This window comes from Actinomyces viscosus (assembly GCF_900637975.1).
Classification (GTDB): domain Bacteria; phylum Actinomycetota; class Actinomycetes; order Actinomycetales; family Actinomycetaceae; genus Actinomyces; species Actinomyces viscosus.
Genome location: NZ_LR134477.1, coordinates 1,102,494 through 1,124,602 on the forward strand (window position 1 = coordinate 1,102,494; position 22,109 = coordinate 1,124,602).

General features: G+C 68.1%; 16 protein-coding genes and 2 rRNA genes. 1 reads left to right on the plus strand and 17 read right to left on the minus strand.

Annotated features, from left to right (window positions below; translation table 11 throughout):
- Window positions 1-60: 60 nt before the first annotated feature.
- The 15 genes from EL340_RS04880 to EL340_RS04950 all read right to left on the minus strand — a co-directional run bounded on the left by EL340_RS04880 (window position 61) and on the right by EL340_RS04950 (window position 17,736).
- Complete coding sequence (locus tag EL340_RS04880; protein ID WP_075371003.1) at window positions 61-1,410, minus strand: ABC transporter substrate-binding protein; 1,350 nt, start codon at window positions 1,408-1,410, stop codon at window positions 61-63.
- A gap of 30 nt (window positions 1,411-1,440) precedes the next feature.
- Window positions 1,441-2,859 carry a glycoside hydrolase family protein gene (locus EL340_RS04885; RefSeq protein ID WP_070658633.1) on the minus strand — a complete coding sequence of 473 codons (1,419 nt, stop codon included), beginning with the start codon at window positions 2,857-2,859 and terminating at the stop codon, window positions 1,441-1,443.
- Between the two features lie 128 nt (window positions 2,860-2,987).
- On the minus strand, window positions 2,988-3,686 hold the full coding sequence (locus tag EL340_RS04890) for an NUDIX domain-containing protein (RefSeq protein WP_126413682.1): 699 nt from the start codon (window positions 3,684-3,686) through the stop codon (window positions 2,988-2,990).
- Window positions 3,687-3,697: 11 nt separating this feature from the next.
- A complete protein-coding gene (locus EL340_RS04895; RefSeq protein ID WP_232023223.1) occupies window positions 3,698-5,503 on the minus strand; it encodes a CTP synthase in 1,806 nt (601 codons plus the stop codon).
- A gap of 69 nt (window positions 5,504-5,572) precedes the next feature.
- Window positions 5,573-6,736: a glycosyltransferase family 4 protein gene (locus tag EL340_RS04900; RefSeq protein ID WP_126413683.1), complete on the minus strand. Its 1,164-nt coding sequence runs from the start codon at window positions 6,734-6,736 to the stop codon at window positions 5,573-5,575.
- A complete protein-coding gene (murJ, locus tag EL340_RS04905; RefSeq protein ID WP_126413684.1) occupies window positions 6,733-8,406 on the minus strand; it encodes a murein biosynthesis integral membrane protein MurJ in 1,674 nt (557 codons plus the stop codon). The genes EL340_RS04900 and murJ overlap by 4 nt, the downstream gene beginning before the upstream one ends.
- A complete protein-coding gene (locus EL340_RS04910) occupies window positions 8,406-9,341 on the minus strand; it encodes a hypothetical protein (protein ID WP_126413685.1) in 936 nt (311 codons plus the stop codon). Before EL340_RS04910 ends, murJ begins: the two co-directional genes overlap by 1 nt.
- Window positions 9,342-9,467: 126 nt before the next feature.
- Entirely contained in the window at window positions 9,468-10,397 is a 930-nt protein-coding gene (locus EL340_RS04915) for a copper transporter (protein WP_126413686.1), read from the minus strand.
- 57 nt (window positions 10,398-10,454) lie between these two features.
- The gene (gene steA, locus EL340_RS04920) at window positions 10,455-11,660 is read right to left on the minus strand and encodes a putative cytokinetic ring protein SteA (RefSeq protein ID WP_126413687.1); all 1,206 of its coding nucleotides are present in this window, start codon (window positions 11,658-11,660) and stop codon (window positions 10,455-10,457) included.
- A complete protein-coding gene (gene recN / locus EL340_RS04925) occupies window positions 11,657-13,462 on the minus strand; it encodes a DNA repair protein RecN (protein ID WP_126413688.1) in 1,806 nt (601 codons plus the stop codon). The genes steA and recN overlap by 4 nt, the downstream gene beginning before the upstream one ends.
- Window positions 13,459-14,409, minus strand: coding sequence for an NAD kinase (locus EL340_RS04930; protein ID WP_126415316.1), 951 nt, complete (start codon window positions 14,407-14,409; stop codon window positions 13,459-13,461). Before EL340_RS04930 ends, recN begins: the two co-directional genes overlap by 4 nt.
- A 110-nt stretch (window positions 14,410-14,519) precedes the next feature.
- Window positions 14,520-15,392, minus strand: coding sequence for a TlyA family RNA methyltransferase (locus tag EL340_RS04935; RefSeq protein ID WP_126413689.1), 873 nt, complete (start codon window positions 15,390-15,392; stop codon window positions 14,520-14,522).
- Between the two features lies 1 nt (window position 15,393).
- The gene (locus EL340_RS04940; protein WP_126413690.1) at window positions 15,394-15,648 is read right to left on the minus strand and encodes a hypothetical protein; all 255 of its coding nucleotides are present in this window, start codon (window positions 15,646-15,648) and stop codon (window positions 15,394-15,396) included.
- Window positions 15,649-15,733: 85 nt separating this feature from the next.
- Complete coding sequence (locus EL340_RS04945; protein WP_126413691.1) at window positions 15,734-16,834, minus strand: HAD-IIA family hydrolase; 1,101 nt, start codon at window positions 16,832-16,834, stop codon at window positions 15,734-15,736.
- Window positions 16,831-17,736: a midas domain-containing protein gene (locus tag EL340_RS04950; protein ID WP_126415317.1), complete on the minus strand. Its 906-nt coding sequence runs from the start codon at window positions 17,734-17,736 to the stop codon at window positions 16,831-16,833. Before EL340_RS04950 ends, EL340_RS04945 begins: the two co-directional genes overlap by 4 nt.
- Before the next feature lie 249 nt (window positions 17,737-17,985).
- Between EL340_RS04950 and EL340_RS04955 the strand changes: the two genes are divergently transcribed.
- Window positions 17,986-18,198, plus strand: a complete 213-nt coding sequence (locus EL340_RS04955) for a hypothetical protein (protein WP_126413692.1) — start codon at window positions 17,986-17,988, stop codon at window positions 18,196-18,198.
- 312 nt (window positions 18,199-18,510) lie between these two features.
- Here the strand turns inward: EL340_RS04955 and rrf are convergent.
- Window positions 18,511-18,627 (minus strand): 5S ribosomal RNA (gene rrf / locus EL340_RS04960).
- 172 nt (window positions 18,628-18,799) lie between these two features.
- Window positions 18,800-21,985, minus strand: a 23S ribosomal RNA gene (locus EL340_RS04965).
- Window positions 21,986-22,109 lie beyond the last annotated feature (124 nt).

A 22,109-nucleotide genomic window follows, 5' to 3' on the forward strand; every position in this document is an offset into this window, starting at 1 on the left:
TCAGGAGCATCACGGATTGCGGGAGGAGACTGGGCCTAGCGGTGCTGCCTCCTCGGCGTGTTACTGGTTGAAGTATGCAGAGGCGTTCTCGGTGAGCGTGGAGTCCATGGTCGTCAGAAAGTCGTCAACGCTGACGTCGCCCTGGACGAGGAGCACCTGCTCCTGGACGAGTTTGGTATTCGTCGTCGGATCGAGCTGGGTGTCCCACGGCATGAGAGCCGTGCCGGAGAGATTCGCAGCCTCGTCAATCGCCTGCTGGTAGATCGGCAGAGCATTGCCGGGGATGATGGGAGGGGTGTTTGTCGGACCGAGGAGACCCGTGGTCGCATACTTCTCCGGGTAATTCTCCAGAGCGAACTTGAGGAAGTCATGGATGAGGGGATCATACGTCGAGGCATTGACCGCGACACCGATGCCCGACGGAGCGACGTACTCGTGCTCCGAGGTCACCGAGCCAGCAGTGGTCGGAAGCGTGAAATAGGCGATGTTCTTCTGCAGGTCCTCGGGCAGGTCAGTGGTCGCAAGGCTCGGAAGCTCCCATGTACCCATGCAGTACATCGCCGCCTTCCCTGAGGTGAAGAGGTTCTGGGCATCGGTGTAGCCAACGGATGAGAATCCCTTCTGGAACGCACCGGCCTCGCCGAGGTCATGCAACCACTGCGCCATCTTCTTACCCGGCTCGTCGGCGAATGCCGCTTCACCCTTTTTGAGCTTCTTGATGTAGTCCTCACCCTCCATCCGGAAGGGGTAAAAAGCGACATAGCGTTCGAGTGGCCAACCGTCGAGTCCGTCCAGGGCGATGGGGGTGACGCCGCTGGCAGCCAGTTTCCGGCACAACTCGGGGAAATCGTCGAGGGAACGCGGAACCTCAGCTCCTGCGGCCTCGAAGAGCGCCTTGTTGTACCAGAACACCTCGATTCCGTACTCGAGCGGAATCATGTACAGCGAGCCGTCGTCGAAACGCTGGTAGTCTAGCGCCGCCTTCCGGAAGCTGTCGGTGATACCTAAGTCGTTGAGCAGGGCGGCCACATCGACCATGCGATTCTGCTTCGCGAGCTTCTGAGCAAAGGGGGTCGCATCGGTGTCGAAGAGCTCGGGGAGCTTGTTGGCGGCGGCGAGGGTCTCATACTTCTGGATGTAGGAAGGCCGGTCGGGCGTCGTGATAAGGGTGAGCTTGAAGCCCTTGTGGTCCTTGGCGTACTCCTCAGCGATTTCCTGCATCGTGTTGATGACCGCACCGTTGGCTGCGCGCGACAACAGCCACGAGATCTCGCGAGGCTTGATTTCCCCCTCGGGGTTGATCTGGACGGGCTTCAACGAGGTTGCGCTCTTGCCACCGCACGCAGCCAGAGCGGGTGACGCTGCTGCGGCGAGAGCCAGGGCCAGGAACTGGGATCGCTTGATATTCATGGTCTCTTTCTCCTTTGAAAGGTCTGCGTCTCAAGAACGCGAGTAGGTGGTAAGTGAATGGAGGGTGACGGCCCCGTCAAGGGCCGATAGCCCGACACGGCCCGAGGGATGGTCGTAGACGCTGGTTGACAGCATGACCGCGTCGTCAACGCAGCACTGAAGAAGCTCGTCGCGAATCAGGACATCAATATGGACCCGGCCGGCTGAGAGATCGGTCGGACGCTCGAGCTCGATGAAATGGGGAATGTCACCGGCGACGTGCCACTGCTCGACCCCGGGCGTCCGCCGAGGCCACCGATCGAGCACGGCACGGTTCTGACCGGGCTCGAGCCGGAACATGTAGCCGTTCTCACCTTCGGCGTCGGTGCGCAGCAGAAGGGAGATCTCCCGCGTCCCCTCCTCCCACGACAAATCCGCACTGATGCGGCAGCAGTCCGGCAGCGGCGGTGTCAGTACCTGTGAGGAGTAGGAGGTCGGCACCGAGATCGACACGACGTCGTCAAGAGTCGTCTCCGTGATCGAGTAGGCATTGAGAACTTCATGGGGAAAGCGCATCAACAGCGTGCCATCCTCGGCCTGGACCGCTTCAAGTGCAGCCATCGTGCCCGCCCACAGCCAAGGACCCGCGTCGGTCCTGCCGTCGCGCGAGGCGATCCAACCGAAGAATATCCTCCGCCCATGCCAGGAAACGGATTTCGCCGCATAGAATCCGCGCCCATCGAGGGAATCATGAGCCGGCGCCACCCACGGGCCTTCAGGGCTTCGCGACATCCGGTACCGGGTGACGAAGCGGTCGGTGAACTCCGAGTACACCAAGTACCACCAGTCACCGATCCGGAAAAGCTCGGGGCACTCCTGCGTGACGAAGCGGTGAGGATCCCACAGCGGGGCGACCGGGGTCCAGTGCGTGAGGTCATCGCTGATCAGCCTCGCCACGACCCCTCGGCGCCGGTCGGGACCCGACGAATGCCGCGCCGCGAGAATGAGGGACCAACCAGTGTCCCCTGGAGTGCGGTACACCTGCGGGTCCCGCCAGTCGGCAGGGTCGTACCCGCTCGGGGCCCCGAAGGTGTCCTCAGGGTGCTTGACCCACCGTTTCATATCTACGCTGGTGGCGTGTGCGACGAGCTGGAGAGGCCTGCCATCGGCGGCCAGCCGATCCGGGTTGCTCGCGGTGTAGAAGAGGTGGAACATCCCATCATCGCTCTGAACGATACTTCCGGTATAGGCATTGAAGTCTTCGGCATCAACGCCTCCGGACGGGAGTGCCTCACCGCAGTCCTCATAGTGGACGAGGTCATTCGTCACCACCAGCGACCAGGGCGTTCCCGGCTTGGGTAGCCGCCTGCGCTCGAGCAGGTAGTAGAGCCGGATCTCCTCCTGGTCGGTCCAGGGAATGACGTCTCCCACCCAATCGGGTTTCGGCCTAAAACAGGTGTCCTGAATCACGTCACTCCTTTGTGGTCAATCGTTTAACCATGAGGATAGAGCACACCTCGACCATGGTCAAGCGTTTGACCAAATCTTCGGGAGGACGTCCTTCTCCCCTGTCGGGCTGCTGCCCCCTGGGAGCCCGGTTAGAGACTCTCCGGGCTCCTGAGCCACGAGGCGTCGGCTGGCCGCAGCTCGGCCCAGCCGCGAGCGCGCGCCTGGGCCGTGGCCAAGACCCCCAGCACGGTGGAGGGATTGTGCAGGCGGCCGTCCATCACGGCATCCAGCACCTCGTCGAGGCGCACCCAGGTAGGCACGAACTCGGCCTCCTCGGCCTCACGGGGCATCCGCTGGTCCTCGGGCAGCAGGCTCAGGTCCTGGGCGAGGAAGATCCGGGCTCCCTCGGTGGTGAAGCCGGGTGAGGCGTAGAACTCGGCCAGCGTGTTCCAGGTGGCCGCCGTGTAGTCGGTCTCCTCAGCGAGCTCCCGGGCGGCCGCAACGGCCGGGGCCTCGCCGGGGACGTCGAGCAAGCCGGCGGGAATCTCCCACAACGAGGCCCGCACGGGGTGACGGTACTGGCGAACCATGAGGATCTCCGGGGCACCGTCGGCCTGGGAGGAGTCCCGTCCCTCGCGCAGGGCGACGACGGCGACGGCGTCGTGGTGGACGACGACCTGGCGGGCCACCGGCTCCTGGCCGGGGCTCAGGCGCACGTGGTCGGCGTCGACGGCGAAGATCGGCCCGCTCCACACCCGCTGACTGGAGACCAGCTCCCGGCCCGACTCGCGCGTGTCCGCGAAGCCGCTCGTACCGCTCCCAGCCGCCCTACCCGCCGTCTTGCCCACGCCTGGCTCCTTCAGTCGTTGCCTGCGTCTTCCCTACGCGTCCTGGCACCGTCGATGTTACCGCTCGAGGCGGAACCGGAGCGCGCGGTCGGCTCGTCAGCCCGTGCGTCATGGTCCCCGGTCCGGTGGGAGGCGTACACCTCGCGGCGCCGCTCCAGCCCAGCGCGCACGAGCGCAGTGAAGAGCGGGTGGGCCCGGGTGGGACGAGACCTGAACTCGGGGTGTGCCTGGGTGGCGACGTAGTAGGGGTGCTGGCTGCGGTCGAGCTCAACGAACTCGGTGAGGTGTCCGTCTGGAGAGGTGCCGCTGACGTGCAGACCTGCGGCGGCCAGGGGCTCGCGGTAGTCGTTGTTGACCTCGAAGCGATGGCGGTGGCGCTCACTGACCTTGGTGGTTCCGTATGCCTCGGCGACAATCGATCCTTCCGCCAGAACGGCGGGGTAGGCGCCCAGGCGCATGGTGCCTCCCAGGTCTCCCTCGCCCCGGAGGATCCGACGCTGAGAGTCCATGGTGGCCACGACCGGCTCGGGGGTCTCGGGCTCCATCTCTGTGGATGAGGCAGCAGGCAGGCCCAGAAGGTTGCGGGCGGCCTCGATGACCATGCACTGCAGTCCCAGGCACAGCCCGAGGGTGGGGATGCGGTGCTCGCGGGCCCAGCGCAGGGCGCCGATCTTGCCCTCGATCCCGCGTACGCCGAAGCCTCCGGGGACGACGATCGCGTCGACGCCGGCCAGGGCCCGCTGGGCCCCCTCGGGGGTCTCGCAGGTGTCGGAGGCCACCCAGCGGATGTCGATGCGGGCGTGGTTGGCGAAGCCGCCGTGGCGGATCGCCTCCGAGACGGACAGGTAGGCGTCGTGCAGGTCGACGTACTTGCCCACGAGCGCTACCTCGAGGCGGTGTCTGGGAGCGTGCACGCGTTCGAGCAGGCTGTTCCACTCGGTCCAGTCGACGTCGCGGAAGGTCAGTCCCAGACGCTGGACGAGGTAGGCGTCCAGGCCCTCGCGGTGGAGAGTCGGGGGGACCTCGTAGATGCTGCCTGCGTCCTTGCACTCGACGACGGCGTCACGGTCGACATCGCACATGAGGGCGACCTTGCCCTTGATGCCCTCGGGCAGGGGCCGGTCGGTGCGCAGGACGAGGGCGTCGGGCTGGATCCCGATGTTGCGCAGCGAGGCCACGGAGTGCTGGGTCGGCTTGGTCTTGAGCTCGCCGGCGGCGGTCAGGAAGGGAATGAGGGAGACGTGGATAAAGGCGACGTTCTCACGTCCCAGGTCAGCGCGGACCTGACGGGCGGCCTCGAGGAAGGGCTGGGACTCGATGTCGCCAACGGTGCCGCCGATCTCGGTGATGATGACGTCGGGAAGGCGGCCGTCGTCGTCGGGCTCGGCCTGGGATCGCATGACCCGCTTGATCTCGTCGGTGACGTGCGGGATGACCTGCACGGTGTCTCCCAGGTACTCCCCGCGTCGCTCCTTGGCGATGACGGTGGAGTACACCTGACCGGTGGTGGCGTTGGCCTTGCCGGAGAGGTTCGTGTCCAGGAAGCGCTCGTAGTGCCCGATGTCGAGGTCGGTCTCGGAGCCGTCCTCGGTGACGAAGACCTCGCCGTGCTGGAAAGGGTTCATCGTGCCGGGATCGACGTTGATGTAGGGGTCCAGCTTCTGCATGACGACGCTGATGCCGCGCGATCGCAGGAGCCGCCCGAGGCTGGAGGCGGTCAGCCCCTTGCCGAGGGAGGAGACAACTCCTCCGGTGACGAAGATGTGGCGTGGAACGGGTACCTGGTTGCTCTGAGGACGTGAGGCTGTGCTGATCACGGGGTTTCAACGTAGCAGCCGCGATGAAACCTGCCGGACGCACTGACGTCTCACCCCTGTCATCTGTGCTCAGTCCTGGGAGAGAACCGTGCGTCGCAGCTGGGACGCCAGGTCGTGAGGGCCGGGGAGGAGCCCAGCGGCCTTGCAAGCGCTCCGCCGGGCCCGGGACCGGGCCTCCGGGTCGTTCAGGAGCGCAGCGACGGCCTCTGCGATGGCCTGAGCCTCGGGGGCGATGAGGACGGCGCCTCCCCTGGCGGTGACGGCGGTGCCGCCGACGTCGGTGGCCACGATCGCGGCACCCGCACGCAGGGCCTCCTGGATGGTGAGGGGCTGGCCCTCCCACAGGCTGGTCTGGACGACGACGTCGGCCGCCTCCATGAGGGCGGGGGCGTCGGCGCGCCGGCCCAGGAGGGTCACCGGCAGGTGCTCGGCGGCGATGCGTTCAGCGGCCTGCTCCCGGCCGGGCCCGTCTCCGGCGACCGCCCAGGTGACGGCCGGTAGGCGGCCGGCCTCGACGTCGCGGGCAAGGATCGCGGCGGCGTCGAGCAGCAGCGGGAGGCCCTTTTGCGGGGCCAGGCGGGCGACGGTCAGGACACGGGCGCCCTCCCGTGGCCAGGCCTCCGGTGTCGCTGGGGCGGGAGGCGTCGGTTCCGACGGCGGCCGCGGCGTCGCGACGGGGACGACGGCGAGCTCGACGTGCGGGGCTCCAAGGCCTCGGGCCCGCTGGGCCAGGTCCGGGCTGACGGCCAGGACGAGGTCGGCGCGGGAGGCGATGAGCCGCTCGAGCCTGTCCCCCACCAGCGTGGTCAGGCGGCCTCCGACGGTGAGGTTGTGAAGGGTGACGATCAGCCGGATGCGGCCGCGGCGGCGCCGGCCCAGGGCGAGTGCGGCCAGGGCCCCCGCGCGTAGACCGTGGGCGTGGACGGCGTCGGCCCGACGGCCCAGCCGACGCAGCCTGGCCACGGCCAGAGTGTCATTGAGGCTGGGGCGGGGGCCGATCTCTAGCGCCTCGGCACGGGCGGGAGCGACATCCAGCCCGTCCAGGACCGTGGCGGGGGCCTCGACGATGACGTCGTGGCCATCGGTAGCCAGGACCTGGGCGCAGTCGGCCAGGTGGGCGCGCACCCCTCCGGCGGCCGATCCGCTGACCTGGAGGACTCGCAGGCGCCCGGTGCGCGCAGCCCGCTGCGAGGCATCGGCCTGGTTCGAGCCGTTGACGTCGATGGAGCTCATGGTCTCTCACTCTCCTTGCTGCCGTCGTTGCCCTTGTCCTTCTCAGGACTCACGTCCACCGTCTGGGCGCCGCGCACAGTCCCCAGCAGGCTGCGGTCGGCCAGGTGGACCGTCACCAGGACGGCGCCGGCGGCCGCGGCGGCGCCGGACACGGCCGCGACGACGGCCAACGGCAGGGAGCCCACATGGGTGGTTGCCACCCGCACGGCCATGCCTGCAGCAAGGGCCACGGGGAGCCCCGCGGCGAGCGTCGTCAGGACCGGGCGCAGCACCTGTCCCCCCATGACGCGGACCAGGACGGACAGCAGGGCCACCCCCGCCACCGTCATCCCTGCGGTCGTCCCCAGGCCAAGGGCGACGAGAGTGGCTCTGCCGTCCCCGCCCGACGGGGCCATGACACGAACGCAGACGGCGGAGGCGAGCGCGACGGTCAACCATCCGGCGGCGGTGGCATGGGCCGCCGGCCGGGACCGGTCTGCGGCGAAGAGAACCCGGGTGACCTGGTAGATGAGGGCGTAGCCGATCAGTCCCGGAGCCAGGACGGCCAGGGCCTGGCCCATCCCGTCGACCTGCTTGAAGGAGAAGAAGCGCTCGGCGGCGTCGCTGGCTGCCAGGAGCATGGCCGTCCCGGCGACGGCCACAGCGGTGACCAGGGCCGTGGAGGTGGCGACCAGAGCACTGACGTCCCCGTGCGCGCCCTCACCGCCGGCAGCAGCCTTGCCCTGCCCCGCGGCCTCGAAGGCGGCGGTCAGGCGGGGGTAGAGGACCGTGGCCACCGGGACCGCCAGCACCGCGTAAGGGAGGACGTAGACGGCCTGGGTGTACTGGTAGACGGCCGCCGTGCCGGTCTGCCCGCCCCAGCGGGCCAGGGCCAGGACCACCAGGACGCTCAGCTGCTGGGCCAGGATCGTCCATACTCCGGCCCCACCCAGGCGCAGGGCCCGCCTGGCCTGGGAGCCTCCCAGCCTCAGGGTGGGGCGCAGCCCCAGTCCCAGCCGGTGGACCGGCCACAGCAGCGGAAGACTGAGCGCCGCCACCCCGAGGGTCGTTCCCCAGCCCAGGACCTGCAGGGCGAGGCCGGACGTCGCGTCCTCGCCGTCGGCCAGCGCCCCGTAGATGCCGTAGGTCGCCATGACCACGAGGCTGGAGAGCATCGGTGTCAGGGCGGGCCACGTGAAGCGGTTGTGGGCCTGGAGGACGCCGGTGAGGACGACCGCCACCCCGTACATGGGAACCTGAAGGGCGAACATGCGCAGGAAGGAGGCGACGAGCTCGTGCTGAAGCGTCGGATCGACGCCCTGGGAGGTGGGGAACAGGGCGGCGATCGGGGTGGCCAGGACGATGAGGGCCAGGGACAAGGGGGTCAGGACCGCCAGGACCAGGCCGAGCAGCCCGGAGGCCGTCTGGGTGACCTCCTCGCGCCTGCCCGCCGCGATCGGTGCGGCCAGCAGCGGAACGACGGTCGCGGCCAGAACGCCGCCGACGACGACCTCGTAGAGGGTGTTCGGAAGCTGGTTGGCCGTCGTGTAGGCGCCCGCCACCGTGCCGGTACCGACGGTGGCGGCCTGGACGAGCCAGCGGAGAAATCCCAGGACGCGGGAGACGAGGGTCAGACCGGCGACCCCTCCCGCCACCGAGAGCAGACCGCCGCGGCGCTGCTGGGCTGCCATCAGGGGCGGCGTCCCAGGGCGTCGAGCGCGGCCAGGGCCGGGGTGTCAGCGATCACGCGGGAGAAGGAGACCTTCTCGCTGGCCAGGATGAGGCCGACGCCGCTCAAGGCGGCTCCGGCGCGCACCATCCGGCTGGGGTGGCAGGCCAGGGCGGTCCCCAGCAGGGCGCCGACGGCGTTGGCCCCGGTATCGCCCAGCATCGTGTCCTCCAGGAGGTCCTCGGGAAGGGCCATGAGGCTGACGCCCAGCGTTCCGGCGGCCAGCAGCCGGGTGGGCTCGCCCTCGCGGCCGGGGGCGGCCAGCAGCGGGGTGCTCACGATGGAGGCGGCCTTGAGCGCCCGGCCGGGGCGCAGGTCGAGGAGGTTGAGGAGATTCGCCCAGGAGGCGATGACGACAGCGCTCGATGCGGCGTCGAGAGCGCTCACCGCCAGGGGGCGTCGGCCGGCGCCCTCGCTGCGATGGCGGGCCAGCAGGATGCCGCCGACCAGGGCTCCCGAACCGATGACCGCGATCTTGAGCGCCCCGGTGGTGACGCGCCCGTGGGCAAGAGCGGTCAGGTGGCCCTTGAGCCCCTTGGCTGGGGCGTCGCCGTCGTGAGCCCCCGCGTCGAGGTCGTCGACCAGGCCGGCGCAGCCTCCGGCCACCGTTGCGGCGGTAGCGGCGAGTCCTACCCGTGAGCCGCTGCGGGAGGCGGAGGAGGCCGATGCCGTACCCCGCGTGAGCCGGCCGACCTCGATCGCGGCCATGGCGGACCCGGCAGCGGCTCCCACGCCCCCGCGCAGGCTCACGGTGCGCCCGTGGAAGTTGGTGCGCTCCAGTCCCTGGGCGATGGGAGCCAGGGAGGTGGACCAGGACAGGGTGACGCCCGCAGCCTTGATCCCCACCTGCGCCAGGCGTCGGACGCAGGTGCCTACTCGCGTGATCGTGCCAGCCATGGACTCAGCCTAAGGCAGAGGGGGCGTGAATCGTGACGAAGGCGCCCCACGAGCCCCACGAGGGCGCCGGACCGGCGAGCCGTCGGCGGCACGGGGGCATGCAGGTGGGTACCGGGGCTGCCAGTGCTACCTGGTCACTGGCGGCATGACAGCATCCGCGCCCTTGTCGAAGCCGTAGTGGCCGACGGTGCCAGCCTGGGTGGAGGCCAGGGCCAGTGGTGTGGACACCGAGGCGGCGACCTGACCGACTGAGTCGACGGTGGTGACCTTTGCGCCCTCGGAGCGGATGACGGAGACGACATTGTCGTCGCCGTCGGCGGACCCGACAACAACGGTGGTCGCCCGTGAGGCCGTGCCGGCCAGGGCCTTGGCCCAGGCCTTGGGGTCCTGGCCCGGTGAGGCCTCGACCGTGGCGCCCTTGGCGGAGGCCGCCTGGGGGCGAGGTCCGACGACGACGATCATCTCGGCCGGGGCGGTGGGCGTGGAGTCCACGGTGAGGAAGGGGGTGCCGGAGGTGTCCACGGACAGCAGGTCCATGAGGGCACGGGAGGAGTCGTCATTGCCGGTGAGGGCCTTGGCGAGCCCCTCCCCCAGGATCCCGTTGGCGTCCTTGGAGTCGGCGCCGCCCAGGTTGCCCTGGATCTGGCCGGAGAAGGTGGAGCGGTAGTTCTCACGGGACAGGTCCACCCAGGTGGTGGTCAGGCTGACCCGGCCGGTGACGGTGGCTCCTGCGCCCTTGAGCTGGGTGGCGACGGCGTCGGCGTCCTCGGACTTGGCCTCGGGCAGGAGCACCAGGGCGACGTTCTTGGAGGCCAGGGTTCCGGGCAGGAGACTGGTGGCCGCCTGGGTGATGTAGGAGTCGCGCTCGTTGACGGCCGCCTCGGTCTGCTCCAGCTTGGTCTGGGTGGCGTTGCGGTCCTCGCGCAGGGCGGTGACCTGGTCGTTGAGAGCAGTCCCCAGTGAGTTCTGCAGCGGGCCGGCGCCCAGCACGACGCCGACGGCGAGGGCCAGGAACACGGAGATGAGCGATACCAGGTGATAGCGGAAGTCGATCATGGTTGAGACCTTGGAGATGACCGTGAGAGGCGCTGCCTCTCAGATGGGCGGGAGTCGTTAGACGGTGGGTGTGTTCGGGGCCAGGCCCACCAGTGAGCGGAAGAAGTTGACGATGTCGTCCCACACGGCGCCGGACAGTCCCAGGAAGGTCTGTCCGCCCGGAGTGGCCATGAGGGCGATGGCCAGTGCGAAGGTGCCCGACAGGGCCAGGAGCAGCAGCCACCATCCCGAGATGCGGGTGCGGTAGAGCTGGGAGACGCCCTTGGCGTCGATGAGACGGCCACCGACCTTGAGCCGGGTCAGGAAGGTCGAGGACATGCCGGCACGCCCTTTGTCGAGGAACTCCAGCAGGGTGGCGTGCGTGCCCAGGGCCACGATGATCTCGGCGCCGGCCTCGTCGGCCATGAGCATGGCGATGTCCTCGCTGGTGCCGGTGGCGGCGAAGACGTGATGATCGACCCCGAGCTCCTCGACGTGCGCCAGGCCCGGGGCCCGGCCGTCGCGGTAGGCGTGAACGACGATCTCGGCGCCGCAGGTGAGCGCCTTGTCGGATACGGAGTCCATGTCGCCCACGATCATGGTCGGCTTGAATCCGGCCTCCAGGACGGCGTCGGCTCCTCCGTCAACGCCGATGATGACGGGTTTGTACTCCCGGATGTAGGGCTTGAGTGCCTGGAGGTCCTCCTTGTAGGAGTAGCCGCGCACGACGACCAGGACGTGTTTGCCGCTCATCTGCGTGGACAGCGTGGGCATGCCGACGCCGTTGAGGAGCAGGTCCCACTCGCCGCGCATGTACTCCATGGTGTTGGCGGCGAAGGCCTCCAGCTGGACGGACAGCCCCTTCTGGGCCGCCTCCATGGCGTCGGCGACGGTCTGCTTGGTCTGGACCGAGCCCTCGGCGATGACCTGATCCTTGCCCTCGATGCGCACGGCGCCGTCCTCGACGGCGATGCGCTGACCGTCGTGCAGGCGCATGACGTCGGGGCCCAGATCGTCCACGAGCGGGATGCCGGCGTCGAGGAGGATTCCCGGGCCGAGGTTCGGGTAGCGCCCGGAGATCGACGGGGAGGCGTTGAGGACCGCGGAGGGGCCGCACTCGACCAGTGCCTCGGCAGCCACCCGGTCGATGTCGGTGTGGTCGATGATGGCGATCTCACCGGGCTGGAGACGCTTGGTGAGCTTCTTGGTGCGTGCGTCGACGCGTACGACACCGCTGGGTTGCTCGGAGACGGACGCAGACTTTCTGCGGAAGGGATTCCTCACGGCTCGGATTGTCCCACGACTGCTTCCTGGAGAAGCTCAGCGGCGTGCCGGACCGCGGCCTGGGAGTCCTCGTGGCCCGACAGCATCCGGGCCAGCTCTCGTTCTCTCTCCTGGCCTTCGACGACGAACACCTGCGTGCGGGTATGTCCCGGCCCGGACTTTCTCACATTCTCCCGAGACTCCCCCAGGGGCTCCCAGAGCGTGGGGTCAGGTGCGGTCTCCTTGCGCACCACGAGGTGGGTGTCGGCCCAGGCCGCCACCTGGGCCAGGTGCGTGACCACGATGACCTGGTGGTGGCGCGCCAGACGCGCCAGGCGCCGGCCGATCTCCCTGGCGGCGCGGCCTCCCACACCGGCGTCGATCTCGTCGAACACGAGGGTGCGGGTGTGGGTGGAGGGGCGCGCGGAGGCGGCGGCGTCGGCGAGGACCACCTCCAGGGCCAGCATGATGCGGGACAGCTCTCCTCCCGATGCGCCCCTGCCCAGGGGCAGGGCGGGGGCCCCGGGGTGGGAGACGAGCTCGAGGGCCACGTTCTCGGCCCCGGTGGGGCCGGGTTCATCGAGTCGGCTCAGCGCGACGACGAGCCGCGCCCCCTTCATCTCCAGGCCCTCCAGCTCGGCGGTGACGGCCTGCTCCAGGTGCTCGGCGAGCAGGCGACGCGCCCGGCTCAGCTCGTGTCCGACGTCGGCCAGCTCCTCGTCGGCGCTGGCGAGACGCTCAGCCAGCACGGTGGCGGTGTCCTGGGGGCCGTCGAGCTCGGCCAGGCGCGCGGCAGCACGCTCACCCCAGGCCAGGAGGGCGTCGACGTCGTCGAGCTGCTCCTGAGGCCCACCGATCTCCCGGCAGGCGCGAGCAAGCTCGCCGCGGCGGTCCTGGACCTGGGCGAGGCGGGCCGGGTCGGCGCTGAGGGAGGACAGGTAGTCGCCCAGCTCTGCGGCGATGTCGGCCGCGTCGATGCCCAGGCGCTGGGTGCGCGTAGCCAGCTCGGCCAGCGCGGGGTCACGGTCGGACTCGGCGACGAGGCTGCGGTGCGCGTGGGCGATCAGGGCGACGACGTCGGGCTCCTGGCCGGCGGTGGACTCCTCCCCGCTCAGTGCGGTGCGGGCCCCGGTGGCGGCCCTGCGCAGGTCCTCGGCGTGGTCGAGCCGTTCGGCCTCCGCCGTCAGGTCCCGGTCCTCGCCGCTGCGGGGGTCGATCTCCTCCAGAGCCTCCAGCCAGGTGCGCAGCTGCGCCACCTCAGCGGCCCGGGCCTGGGCCGAGGCCTGCCACTCCTGGAGCTCCTGGGCGACCTGCCGACGCGCCTGGTAGGCCTGGGAGTAGCGGCGGCACAGGGCGGCGTGGTCGGGGCCGCCCAGTGAGTCCAGGGCGGCGCGCTGGGCCGCCGCCGAACGCAGTCGCAGCTGGTCGGCCTGACCGTGGACGGAGACCAGCCGGCCTCCCACCTCGCTGAGGACGGAGGCCGGAACCGATCGTCCTCCCAGGTAGGCACGGGATCGGCCGGAGGCCGGAACCGTGCGCGAGGCCAGGAGGAGGTCGTCGTCGAGATCGGCCCCGGCCTCGATGGCGCGGGCTGCGGCGCGCGAGTCGGGGTCGACGAGGAAGGCGCCCTCGACCAGGCTGCGCGCGGCGCCCGCGCGCACGATGGTGGTCTCGGCGCGCTGGCCCAGCAGCAGCCCCAGAGAGGTCAGCACCATCGTCTTGCCGGCGCCGGTCTCTCCGGTCAGGGCGGTCAGGCCGCGGCTGAGAGGGAGGTCGGCCTCCTCGATGACACCGAGGTCCTCGATGTGCAGGGACTCGATCACGCCGACCCTCCCGAGGAGTCCTGCGGGACCGCTGGGTCGGCCGGATCGCCCATCGGCTCGTCCGTGGCATCGTCCTCAGCGGAGGAGCTCTCATCGGCGGAGGCGGAGGCCCGCCATCCCTCCACGGGAAGGTCGAACTTGCGCACCAGGCGGCTGGCGAAGGGTGCCTCGTTGAAGCGGGCCAGTCGCACCGGACGATCCGCCCGGCTGACACGGATCCGGGCTCCGACGGGTACGTCCAGGCTGCGCCTGCCGTCGCACCAGATCTCGGCTCCGCCGAAGCCCGCCCGCTGGACCACGACCTCCATGCACGAGTTGGGCCCCAGCACCAGGGGACGGGTGAACAGGGCGTGCGCGGCCACCGGAACCAGGAGGAGGGCCTCGACCTCGGGCCAGATGACGGGGCCGCCGCAGGAGAAGGCGTAGGCGGTTGAACCGGTGGGCGTGGACATGATGAGACCGTCGCAGCCGAAGGAGGAGACGGCCTGGCCGTCGACGCCGATGGCGACCTCGAGCATACGGGCACGGTCGCGCTTCTCCAGGGCCGCCTCGTTGAGGGCCCACTCGTGGGTGACCGTCCCATCCGGACAGATGACCTCGACGTTCAAGGTCGTGCGGGTCTCGACGGTGTAGCGGCCCGCGACGAGGTCGGCGACGACCTGCTCGATCCCGTCGGGGTCGGCCTCGGCCAGGAAGCCGACGTGCCCGGTATTGATGCCCACCAGGGGAATGTCGCGCTCACGGGCCGCCTCGAAGGCGCGCAGGATCGTGCCGTCGCCGCCGAGCACGAGGACAAGGTCGACGTGGTCGGTGCACTCCGGGCCTACGGGCTCGACGCCGTGGGCCCGCAGCGCCGCTGAGGCCCTGGCCACGGCGGTGGCTGTGGGGGCGGCACTGGGCCTGGGAACGGGGACCGGCTTGTCGTTGAGGTCTCGCTGCAGCAGCATGACGCGCGAGATCCTCCGGTGGCTCGGCTCCGTTCCCGGCTGATCCGGGGCCTGGCGGCAGCAGGCCGATTCAGCGGTCTGGGCGGTGGTACCTGAAGGGCTCAGCTTGCTCATGGATGGGTCCTCGTTCTGCTTCGTCGGGAGCCGCCTGCGGCGGGGCCGGTGGCGACGGCGTCCTCGATCTGGGCGCGCAGGTCCGGGCCGCGCAGGTCCTCGGGACTCCCGGCGCCGGAGGCGTGCATGTTCAGGAAGTACTCGACGTTACCGGCAGGTCCGGGCAACGGGGAGGCGGTCACGGCGTCGATCCCCACCCCCAGGGCGTGGGCCCGCTCGGCCACGGTCATGACCGTCTCCACATGGAGCCCTGGGTCGCGTACCACTCCCCCGTGCCCGACTCGGTCCTTGCCCACCTCGAACTGGGGCTTGACCATGAGCAGGAGGTCGGCGTCGTCGGCCGCGGCGCGCAGCAGCGGCTCGAGTACCAGGGTCAGGGAGATGAAGGACAGGTCACCCACCACCACCTGGGGGGCGGGAGCGACAGCGGCGGGATCCAGCGTGCGGATGTTGGTACGGTCCAGGGCGGTGACGCGGGGGTCGGAGCGCAGGGACCAGGCCAGCTGGCCGTAGCCGACGTCGACGGCCACGACGTGCTCGGCGCCGCGGCGAAGGAGGACGTCGGTGAACCCTCCCGTGGAGGCACCTGCGTCCAGGCAGCGGCGCCCCTCGATGCGAGGTGCCAGGCCGCGCTCGCCCAGCGCGTCCAGCGCACCGGCGAGCTTGCGGGCGCCGCGTGAGACGTAGTCGTCTCCCGAGGGGGTGAGGATCTCGATGGCCTGCGCCGGGTTGACCTGACGGGCGGGCTTGGTGACCACCTCACCGTCGAGGGTGACGTGTCCGTCGGTGATGAGGGTGGCGGCGTGGGTGCGAGACCGGGCCAGACCGCGGCGCACGAGCTCGGAGTCGATGCGGATGAGTCGGGCCATATCAGCCTTCCGCCTCGTGCAGGACGGAGGTGAGCTCCTCGTGGATGGCCGAGAGCGCAGCCGCCCGCTCCTCCAGGGGCATCCGACCGATCTCGGTGAGCTCGTCGGCGTGATCGGTCAGGCCGTGGGCCGCCGCCAGGGCGGCGTCGGCTCGCGGGGGTGCGGGCACCGGTGGTTCGGGAACCGGCGGGCGCGCGGGTTCCACCGTCGACGGCTTCTTCTCCCGAGCACCGGTTTCCGGCTCGTTGCGGCTCATTCCTGACTCACCTCGGCATCGTTCGCGTGCGCGGCTGCTGCGCCTTCCTTCCCCTTGAGGAGTATTCCTGACCCAGGTCGGACTCTCAGGAAGCAACGACCTCGATCCTAGGGAGATCCAGTGCAGCCGCCTCGCCCCGAGCCTCCTGCGCGTCGGCCCAGTCCCAGGCGGCCACGGCCAGAGCCCGGTAGGAGTCCAGGTCGATGCGCACCGGGCCGCCGTCCTGAGAGGTCAGGTCTCCCCCGTCCTGGAGCTGGAGTACGGAGTCGACGACGCGGGCGCGCCGGCTGCCGACCTGCCACCACTCCTGGCCGTCCTGCACGGATCGTACGGGGGTGGGATGCGGCTCGGTCAGGCCGCGCAGGTCGGTGTGAAGGAAGCTGGGACGCTCGGTTGCCGGGGCGGTGATGACATCGCGGGCGTCCGAGACTCCGGTGAGGACGTGGAGCCCGGGGATCCCGGCGGCCCGGGCCCCGACGTGATCGGTGTTGAGGCGGTCTCCGACGGCCAGGGGCCTGGTGCCGCCGGCACGCTTGAGGGCCCGCGTGTAGATCCCGGGGAAGGGTTTGCCGCCGGCTAGGGGCTCCTTGCCGGAGGCGTTGACGACGGCGGCCACGAGACTGCCGTTGCCCAGGGCGAAGCCCCGCTCCGTCGGCAGCGTCGCGTCCAGGTTGGTGGCCACGTGGAGAGCACCGGCATTGATGGCGTAAACGCCCTCGGACAGCAGGGCCCAGTCGACTGCCGGGTCCCACCCCTGGACGACGGCAGCCGGCCCGTCCTGCGCGCTGCTGGTCACCTGGAAGCCCTCGTCGAGAAGGGCCTGGCGCACTCCGTCACCGCCGACGACAAGGACCGTGGATCCCGGCTCGACGTGCTCGGCGAGCATGGCGGCCGCGTCCATGGCGGCGCTGAAGACCTCGGACGGATCGGCAACGATGTCGTTGGCAGCGAGCTTGTCCACAACCGTCTGGGGCGCCCGCGAGGCATTGTTGGTGACAAAGGACAGGTGCATTCCGGCGGCGCGGGCGGCGTTGACGTTGTCCGCGGCGTAGGGCACCCGGGCCTCGCCGGCGAAGCAGACGCCGTCGAGGTCCAGCAGTGCGACGTCGTAGGCGGTGCACAGGGCCTCATCGCTGCCCAGGAGAGTGGCGCGAGCGTCTGAGGGATGCTGCGTGGAGGGTGTCATCGGGGCTCCTCTGGGGCGTCGTCGGCTGAGATCGTCGTGGGGGTCGTTCCATCAGCGGCGTTATCAGGAGACGCTGGCGCCGACTCGGCCGCCTCATCCGTTGGTGGGGTTGCCGGGGCCTTGGCCGCTTCCTGGAGCAGCTCGGCCATCTCGGCCTCAACGCGCTCGGCGAAGGACGCTGACCAGTCTGCGTCGTCGTCCTGGTCGACGGCTTCGAGGGCCGTGACATCATCTGCATCGGTCTTACCCGACGCGTCAGGAGTCTCTGAGATCTCTACCCGGTCACCTGCGCCGCCGTCGGCCTCGGCGTCGGCCTTCTCCTGGGCGTCCTGCTCTGCGAGGTCGTGGGTCTCGGAGTCGTAGTCGTCCTCGATGTCGAAGACCTCGACCTCATCCTCCTCACCCGGTTCGGGGCCGATACGGTCACGGATGGCCGCGGCCTCCTGGTGACGTCCCAGCTCCTCAAGCCGGTCCGCACGCACCGAGTGCAGGCGCCTGAGGGTGTCGCTGTCGGAGGGACGTGCCCTGATGGCGTCCTCGATGACGATGAGACCGAGGTCGGTCTGGCCCATCTCGTGACGGAGGCTGGAGACGACCATGGCCAGCTCAGCGCGCTCGATCTCGTCGAGCTGGCGTGGGTCGGCTGCCTTGGCGGCCTGGAGGGCCTTGTCAGCGTGCCCCAGGGCACGTTCGCAGTCAACCTCGATGGCCCGGTGCAGGTCGAGACCGGACAGTCGCCTGGCAGCGCGAATTTCGCGAAGCGCCTCGTTGTAGTGTCCGGCGAGGTAAGCGGCGATACCCGCGGTCTCCCGTACGACGGCGACGCGCCCGGCATGGGAGGCGGCATAGCGTGCGTGCTCGTAGGCCGTCTGCGGGTCGTCGTTCAGCAGCCGCTGGGCCATCACCAGGTGGCGGGCGACGTTCTCGGCGTTGGCGCGTCCCAGGGCTCTCAACTCACTCCTGGCGCCTCGCTCGAGGTCCCCGGGCTCAACGTCGTCCGGTACGTGGGGTTCGGGGACGCGCTGACGCTGCGGCGGACGACCGCGACGGTCATCCCGTCTGTCCCGCGAGTCTCTCCGCCCCGAGCTGTCGCTGAATCGACCGGGTCTCCCGCTGCCGCGGCCGGGCCGCCTCTCGGCGGAGTCCCCGTCATGACGTCGGTCGCCTCGCCAGTCGTCACGGTGCCGACGCTCGCCGCGAGAACCGTGCTCCTCACGACTCGGGCGCTGAGAACGCCTTTGCGCGTGATACGACTCGTCGTCTCTTCTCGAGTCGTGGCCGCCGCGAGGGCGGTCGTCGCTCCCTTCGAAGCGCTTACGTCGACCGAAGCCGTGACGATCACCGTCCCGACGACGCCTGCCTGAGTCGTCGTGATCAGAGTGGTGCCGACGGTCCTGATACGCCATGGTCCTTCTTTCGCTCCGGGACTGCCGTCAGTTCCCTCGCTGTCCGTGATTGCCTGGGAGGAGCCTACCTGGACTGCAGCCCGGTGGCGTAGCCAGACCCGGCGACGCGAGTGTGGCGCGCGGCGCGCCACATCTCATTGCTCCGGGAACCGCGTCGCCGCAGAGGCATGGAGGGTGCATCGCCTCCATCTTCGAGGAAGACTGACGAGCATAAACATCGGGGCGGTTCCCACATCTGATGTGGGAACCGCCCCGATGTCTTACGTGTGTGCTCGGTGGTGTCCTACTCTCCCGCACCCTGGCGGGTGCAGTACCATCGGCGCTGTCAGGCTTAGCTTCCGGGTTCGGGATGGGTCCGGGCGTGTCCCTGTCGCTGTGACCACCGAGACGACTGGTTAGGCAGTGCAGGAACCGTCGCCATACGTGTGTGGTGTGCTCTATTCACGGTTGTGGCTGGCTGCCGGCCGGGTTGGGTTGGTTGTGGACCGTATAGTGGACGCTTCCGCACCTGTGTGCACCCCCCCTTCTCGCCACCAAGGGTTTGATGGTTGTGGTGGGGGTTGTTGTTTGTGTTGGCCTATTAGTACCAGTCAGCTCCAACCGTTACCGGTCTTCCACTTCTGGCCTATCAACCCAGTAGTCTGCTGGGGGCCTACCAAAACAATTGTCTTGTGGAGACCTTATCTTGAAGATGGTTTCCCGCTTAGATGCTTTCAGCGGTTACCCTTCCCGAACGTAGCCAACCAGCCGTGCCCCGGGCGGGACAACTGGCACACCAGAGGTTCGTCCGTCCCGGTCCTCTCGTACTAGGGACAGGCCTTCTCAAGTCTCCTGCGCGCGCAGAGGATAGGGACCGAACTGTCTCACGACGTTCTAAACCCAGCTCGCGTACCGCTTTAATGGGCGAACAGCCCAACCCTTGGGACCTGCTCCAGCCCCAGGATGCGACGAGCCGACATCGAGGTGCCAAACCATGCCGTCGATATGGACTCTTGGGCAGGATCAGCCTGTTATCCCCGGGGTACCTTTTATCCGTTGAGCGACGACCCACCCACACGGGATCGCCGGATCACTAGTTCCTACTTTCGTACCTGCTCGACCCGTCGGTCTCACAGTCAAGCTCCCTTGTGCACTTGCACTCAACACCTGGTTGCCGACCAGGCTGAGGGAACCTTTGAGCGCCTCCGTTACACTTTAGGAGGCAACCGCCCCAGTTAAACTACCCACCAGGCACTGTCCCTAACCCGGATCACGGGCCCAGGTTCAGGCGCACGCCATAACCAGAGTGGTATTTCAAGGACGACTCCACCACCACTGGCGTGACGGCTTCACAGTCTCCCACCTATCCTGCACAAGCTATAGCGGGCGCCAATACCAAGCTGTAGTAAAGGTCCCGGGGTCTTTCCGTCCTTCTGCGCGAAACGAGCATCTTTACTCGTACTGCAATTTCGCCGAGCTCATGGTTGAGACAGCGGGGAAGTCGTTACGCCATTCGTGCAGGTCGGAACTTACCCGACAAGGAATTTCGCTACCTTAGGATGGTTATAGTTACCACCGCCGTTTACTGGGGCTTAAATTCACCACTTCACCCCGAAGGGTTGATGGTTCCTCTTAACCTTCCAGCACCGGGCAGGCGTCAGTCCGTATACATCGCCTTACGGCTTCGCACGGACCTGTGTTTTTAGTAAACAGTCGCTTCCCCCTGGTCTCTGCGACCCACCCCCCTAGCCCGCGACGGGGCTTCAGGGAATCGGGCCCCCCTTCTCCCGAAGTTACGGGGGCATTTTGCCGAGTTCCTTAACCATGATTCACTCGTGCGCCTAGGCATACTCTGCCCGACCACCTGTGTCGGTTTAGGGTACGGGCGGCTGGCACCATCGCGTCGAGGCTTTTCTCGGCACCCCAGGATCACCCTGCTATCCCCCACCAGCGTGGGGTCACCATCACGCCTCACCCTCACCCAACCAAATGGGTCGTCACCCCGGATTTACCTGGAGGACGGGCTGCGCGCTTGAACGGACCAAGCCATCAGGTCCGCCGGGCTACCACTGTGCGTCACCCCTGTTAACACGCTTGCCTACCTGCACGGAGGATCCCCAGACCCCACCACCACAACCCCCACCAGGTCCGAAGACCCGAGTTGAGGGCTTACGTGGTGGCTGGGCGTGGGTTAGCACCCGCGCGTCAGCATGGGCGGTGCTTCGCCGGTACGGGAATATCAACCCGTCATCCATCGACTACGCCTGTCGGCCTCGCCTTAGGTCCCGACTCACCCAGGGCGGACTAGCCTGGCCCTGGAACCCTTGGTCATTCGGCGCTAGGGCTTCTCACCCTAGTATCGCTACTCATGCCTGCATTCTCACTCCCGCACCGTCCACGCCCGGTCACCCAGACGCTTCCCCCGGTGCAGGACGCTCCCCTACCACCCACAGCCCCTGCCACCACACGCGCAACGGCGCACGGTGAAGGGAGCAACGCTGTGGGTCCGCGGCTTCGGCGGTGTACTTGAGCCCCGCTACATTGTCGGCGCACGATCACTTGACCAGTGAGCTATTACGCACTCTTTCAAGGATGGCTGCTTCTAAGCCAACCTCCTGGTTGTCTGCGCGACCGCACATCCTTTCCCACTTAGCACACGCTTAGGGGCCTTAGCCGGCGATCTGGGCTGTTTCCCTCTCGACCACGGAGCTTATCCCCCGCAGTCTCACTGCCACGCTCACACCCTGACGGCATTCGGAGTTTGGTTGACGTCAGTAACCCTGTGGGGCCCATCAGCCACCCAGTAGCTCTACCTCCGCCGGGCAACACGCAACGCTGCACCTAAATGCATTTCGGGGAGAACCAGCTATCACGGAGTTTGATTGGCCTTTCACCCCTACCCACAGCTCATCCCCCCAGTTTTCAACCTAGGTGGGTTCGGTCCTCCACACGCTCTTACACGTGCTTCAACCTGGCCATGGGTAGATCACCCCGCTTCGGGTCCAGAACGCGCCACTACAACAACGCCCTATTCGGACTCGCTCTCGCTACGGCTACCCCACACGGGTTAACCTCGCGACACGCCACTGACTCGCAGGCTCATTCTTCAAAAGGCACGCCACCACCCCCACACACCAAAGCATGCAGAAGGCTCTGACGGCTTGCAAGCGCCCGGTTTCAGGTACTATTTCACTCCCCTCCCGGGGTACTTTTCACCATTCCCTCACGGTACTATCCACTATCGGTCATCAGGAGGTATTCAGGCAGCCAAGTGGTCTTGGCAGATTCACACAGGATTCCACGAGCCCCGTGCTACTCGGGCACCATCCCAGACACGCACCAACCAGTTACACCTACGGGGGTATCACCCACTACGCCACGCCTTCCCAGACGTTTCAGCTACCAGCCAGCACACGCGCCCCGCCTCCGGCAGAAGACGACAGAACAGCCCCACAACCCCGCACACGCAACCCCTGCCGAGTATCACACGCACACGGTTTAACCATCATCCGCTTTCGCTCGCCACTACTCACGGAATATCTTCTCCTACGGGTACTAAGATGTTTCACTTCCCCGCGTCACCCCCCACACCCTATACAATTCAGATGCAGGTGACACGACATAACTCGTGCCGGGTCCCCCCATTCGGAAACCCTCGGATCACAGCCCGCCAGCCGGCTCCCCGAGGAATATCGCAGGCCACCACGTCCTTCATCGGCCCCTGATGCCAAGGCATCCACCGAACGCTCAACAAAAACAAACAACAAGAACCACAACAACACACAAACACACACGACCCACACAAGACCATGCGCATCCACGCGCTTGTCGCAGAAAACACTTACAGTAAGATGCTCGCGTCCACTATACAGTTCACAACCAACCCACCC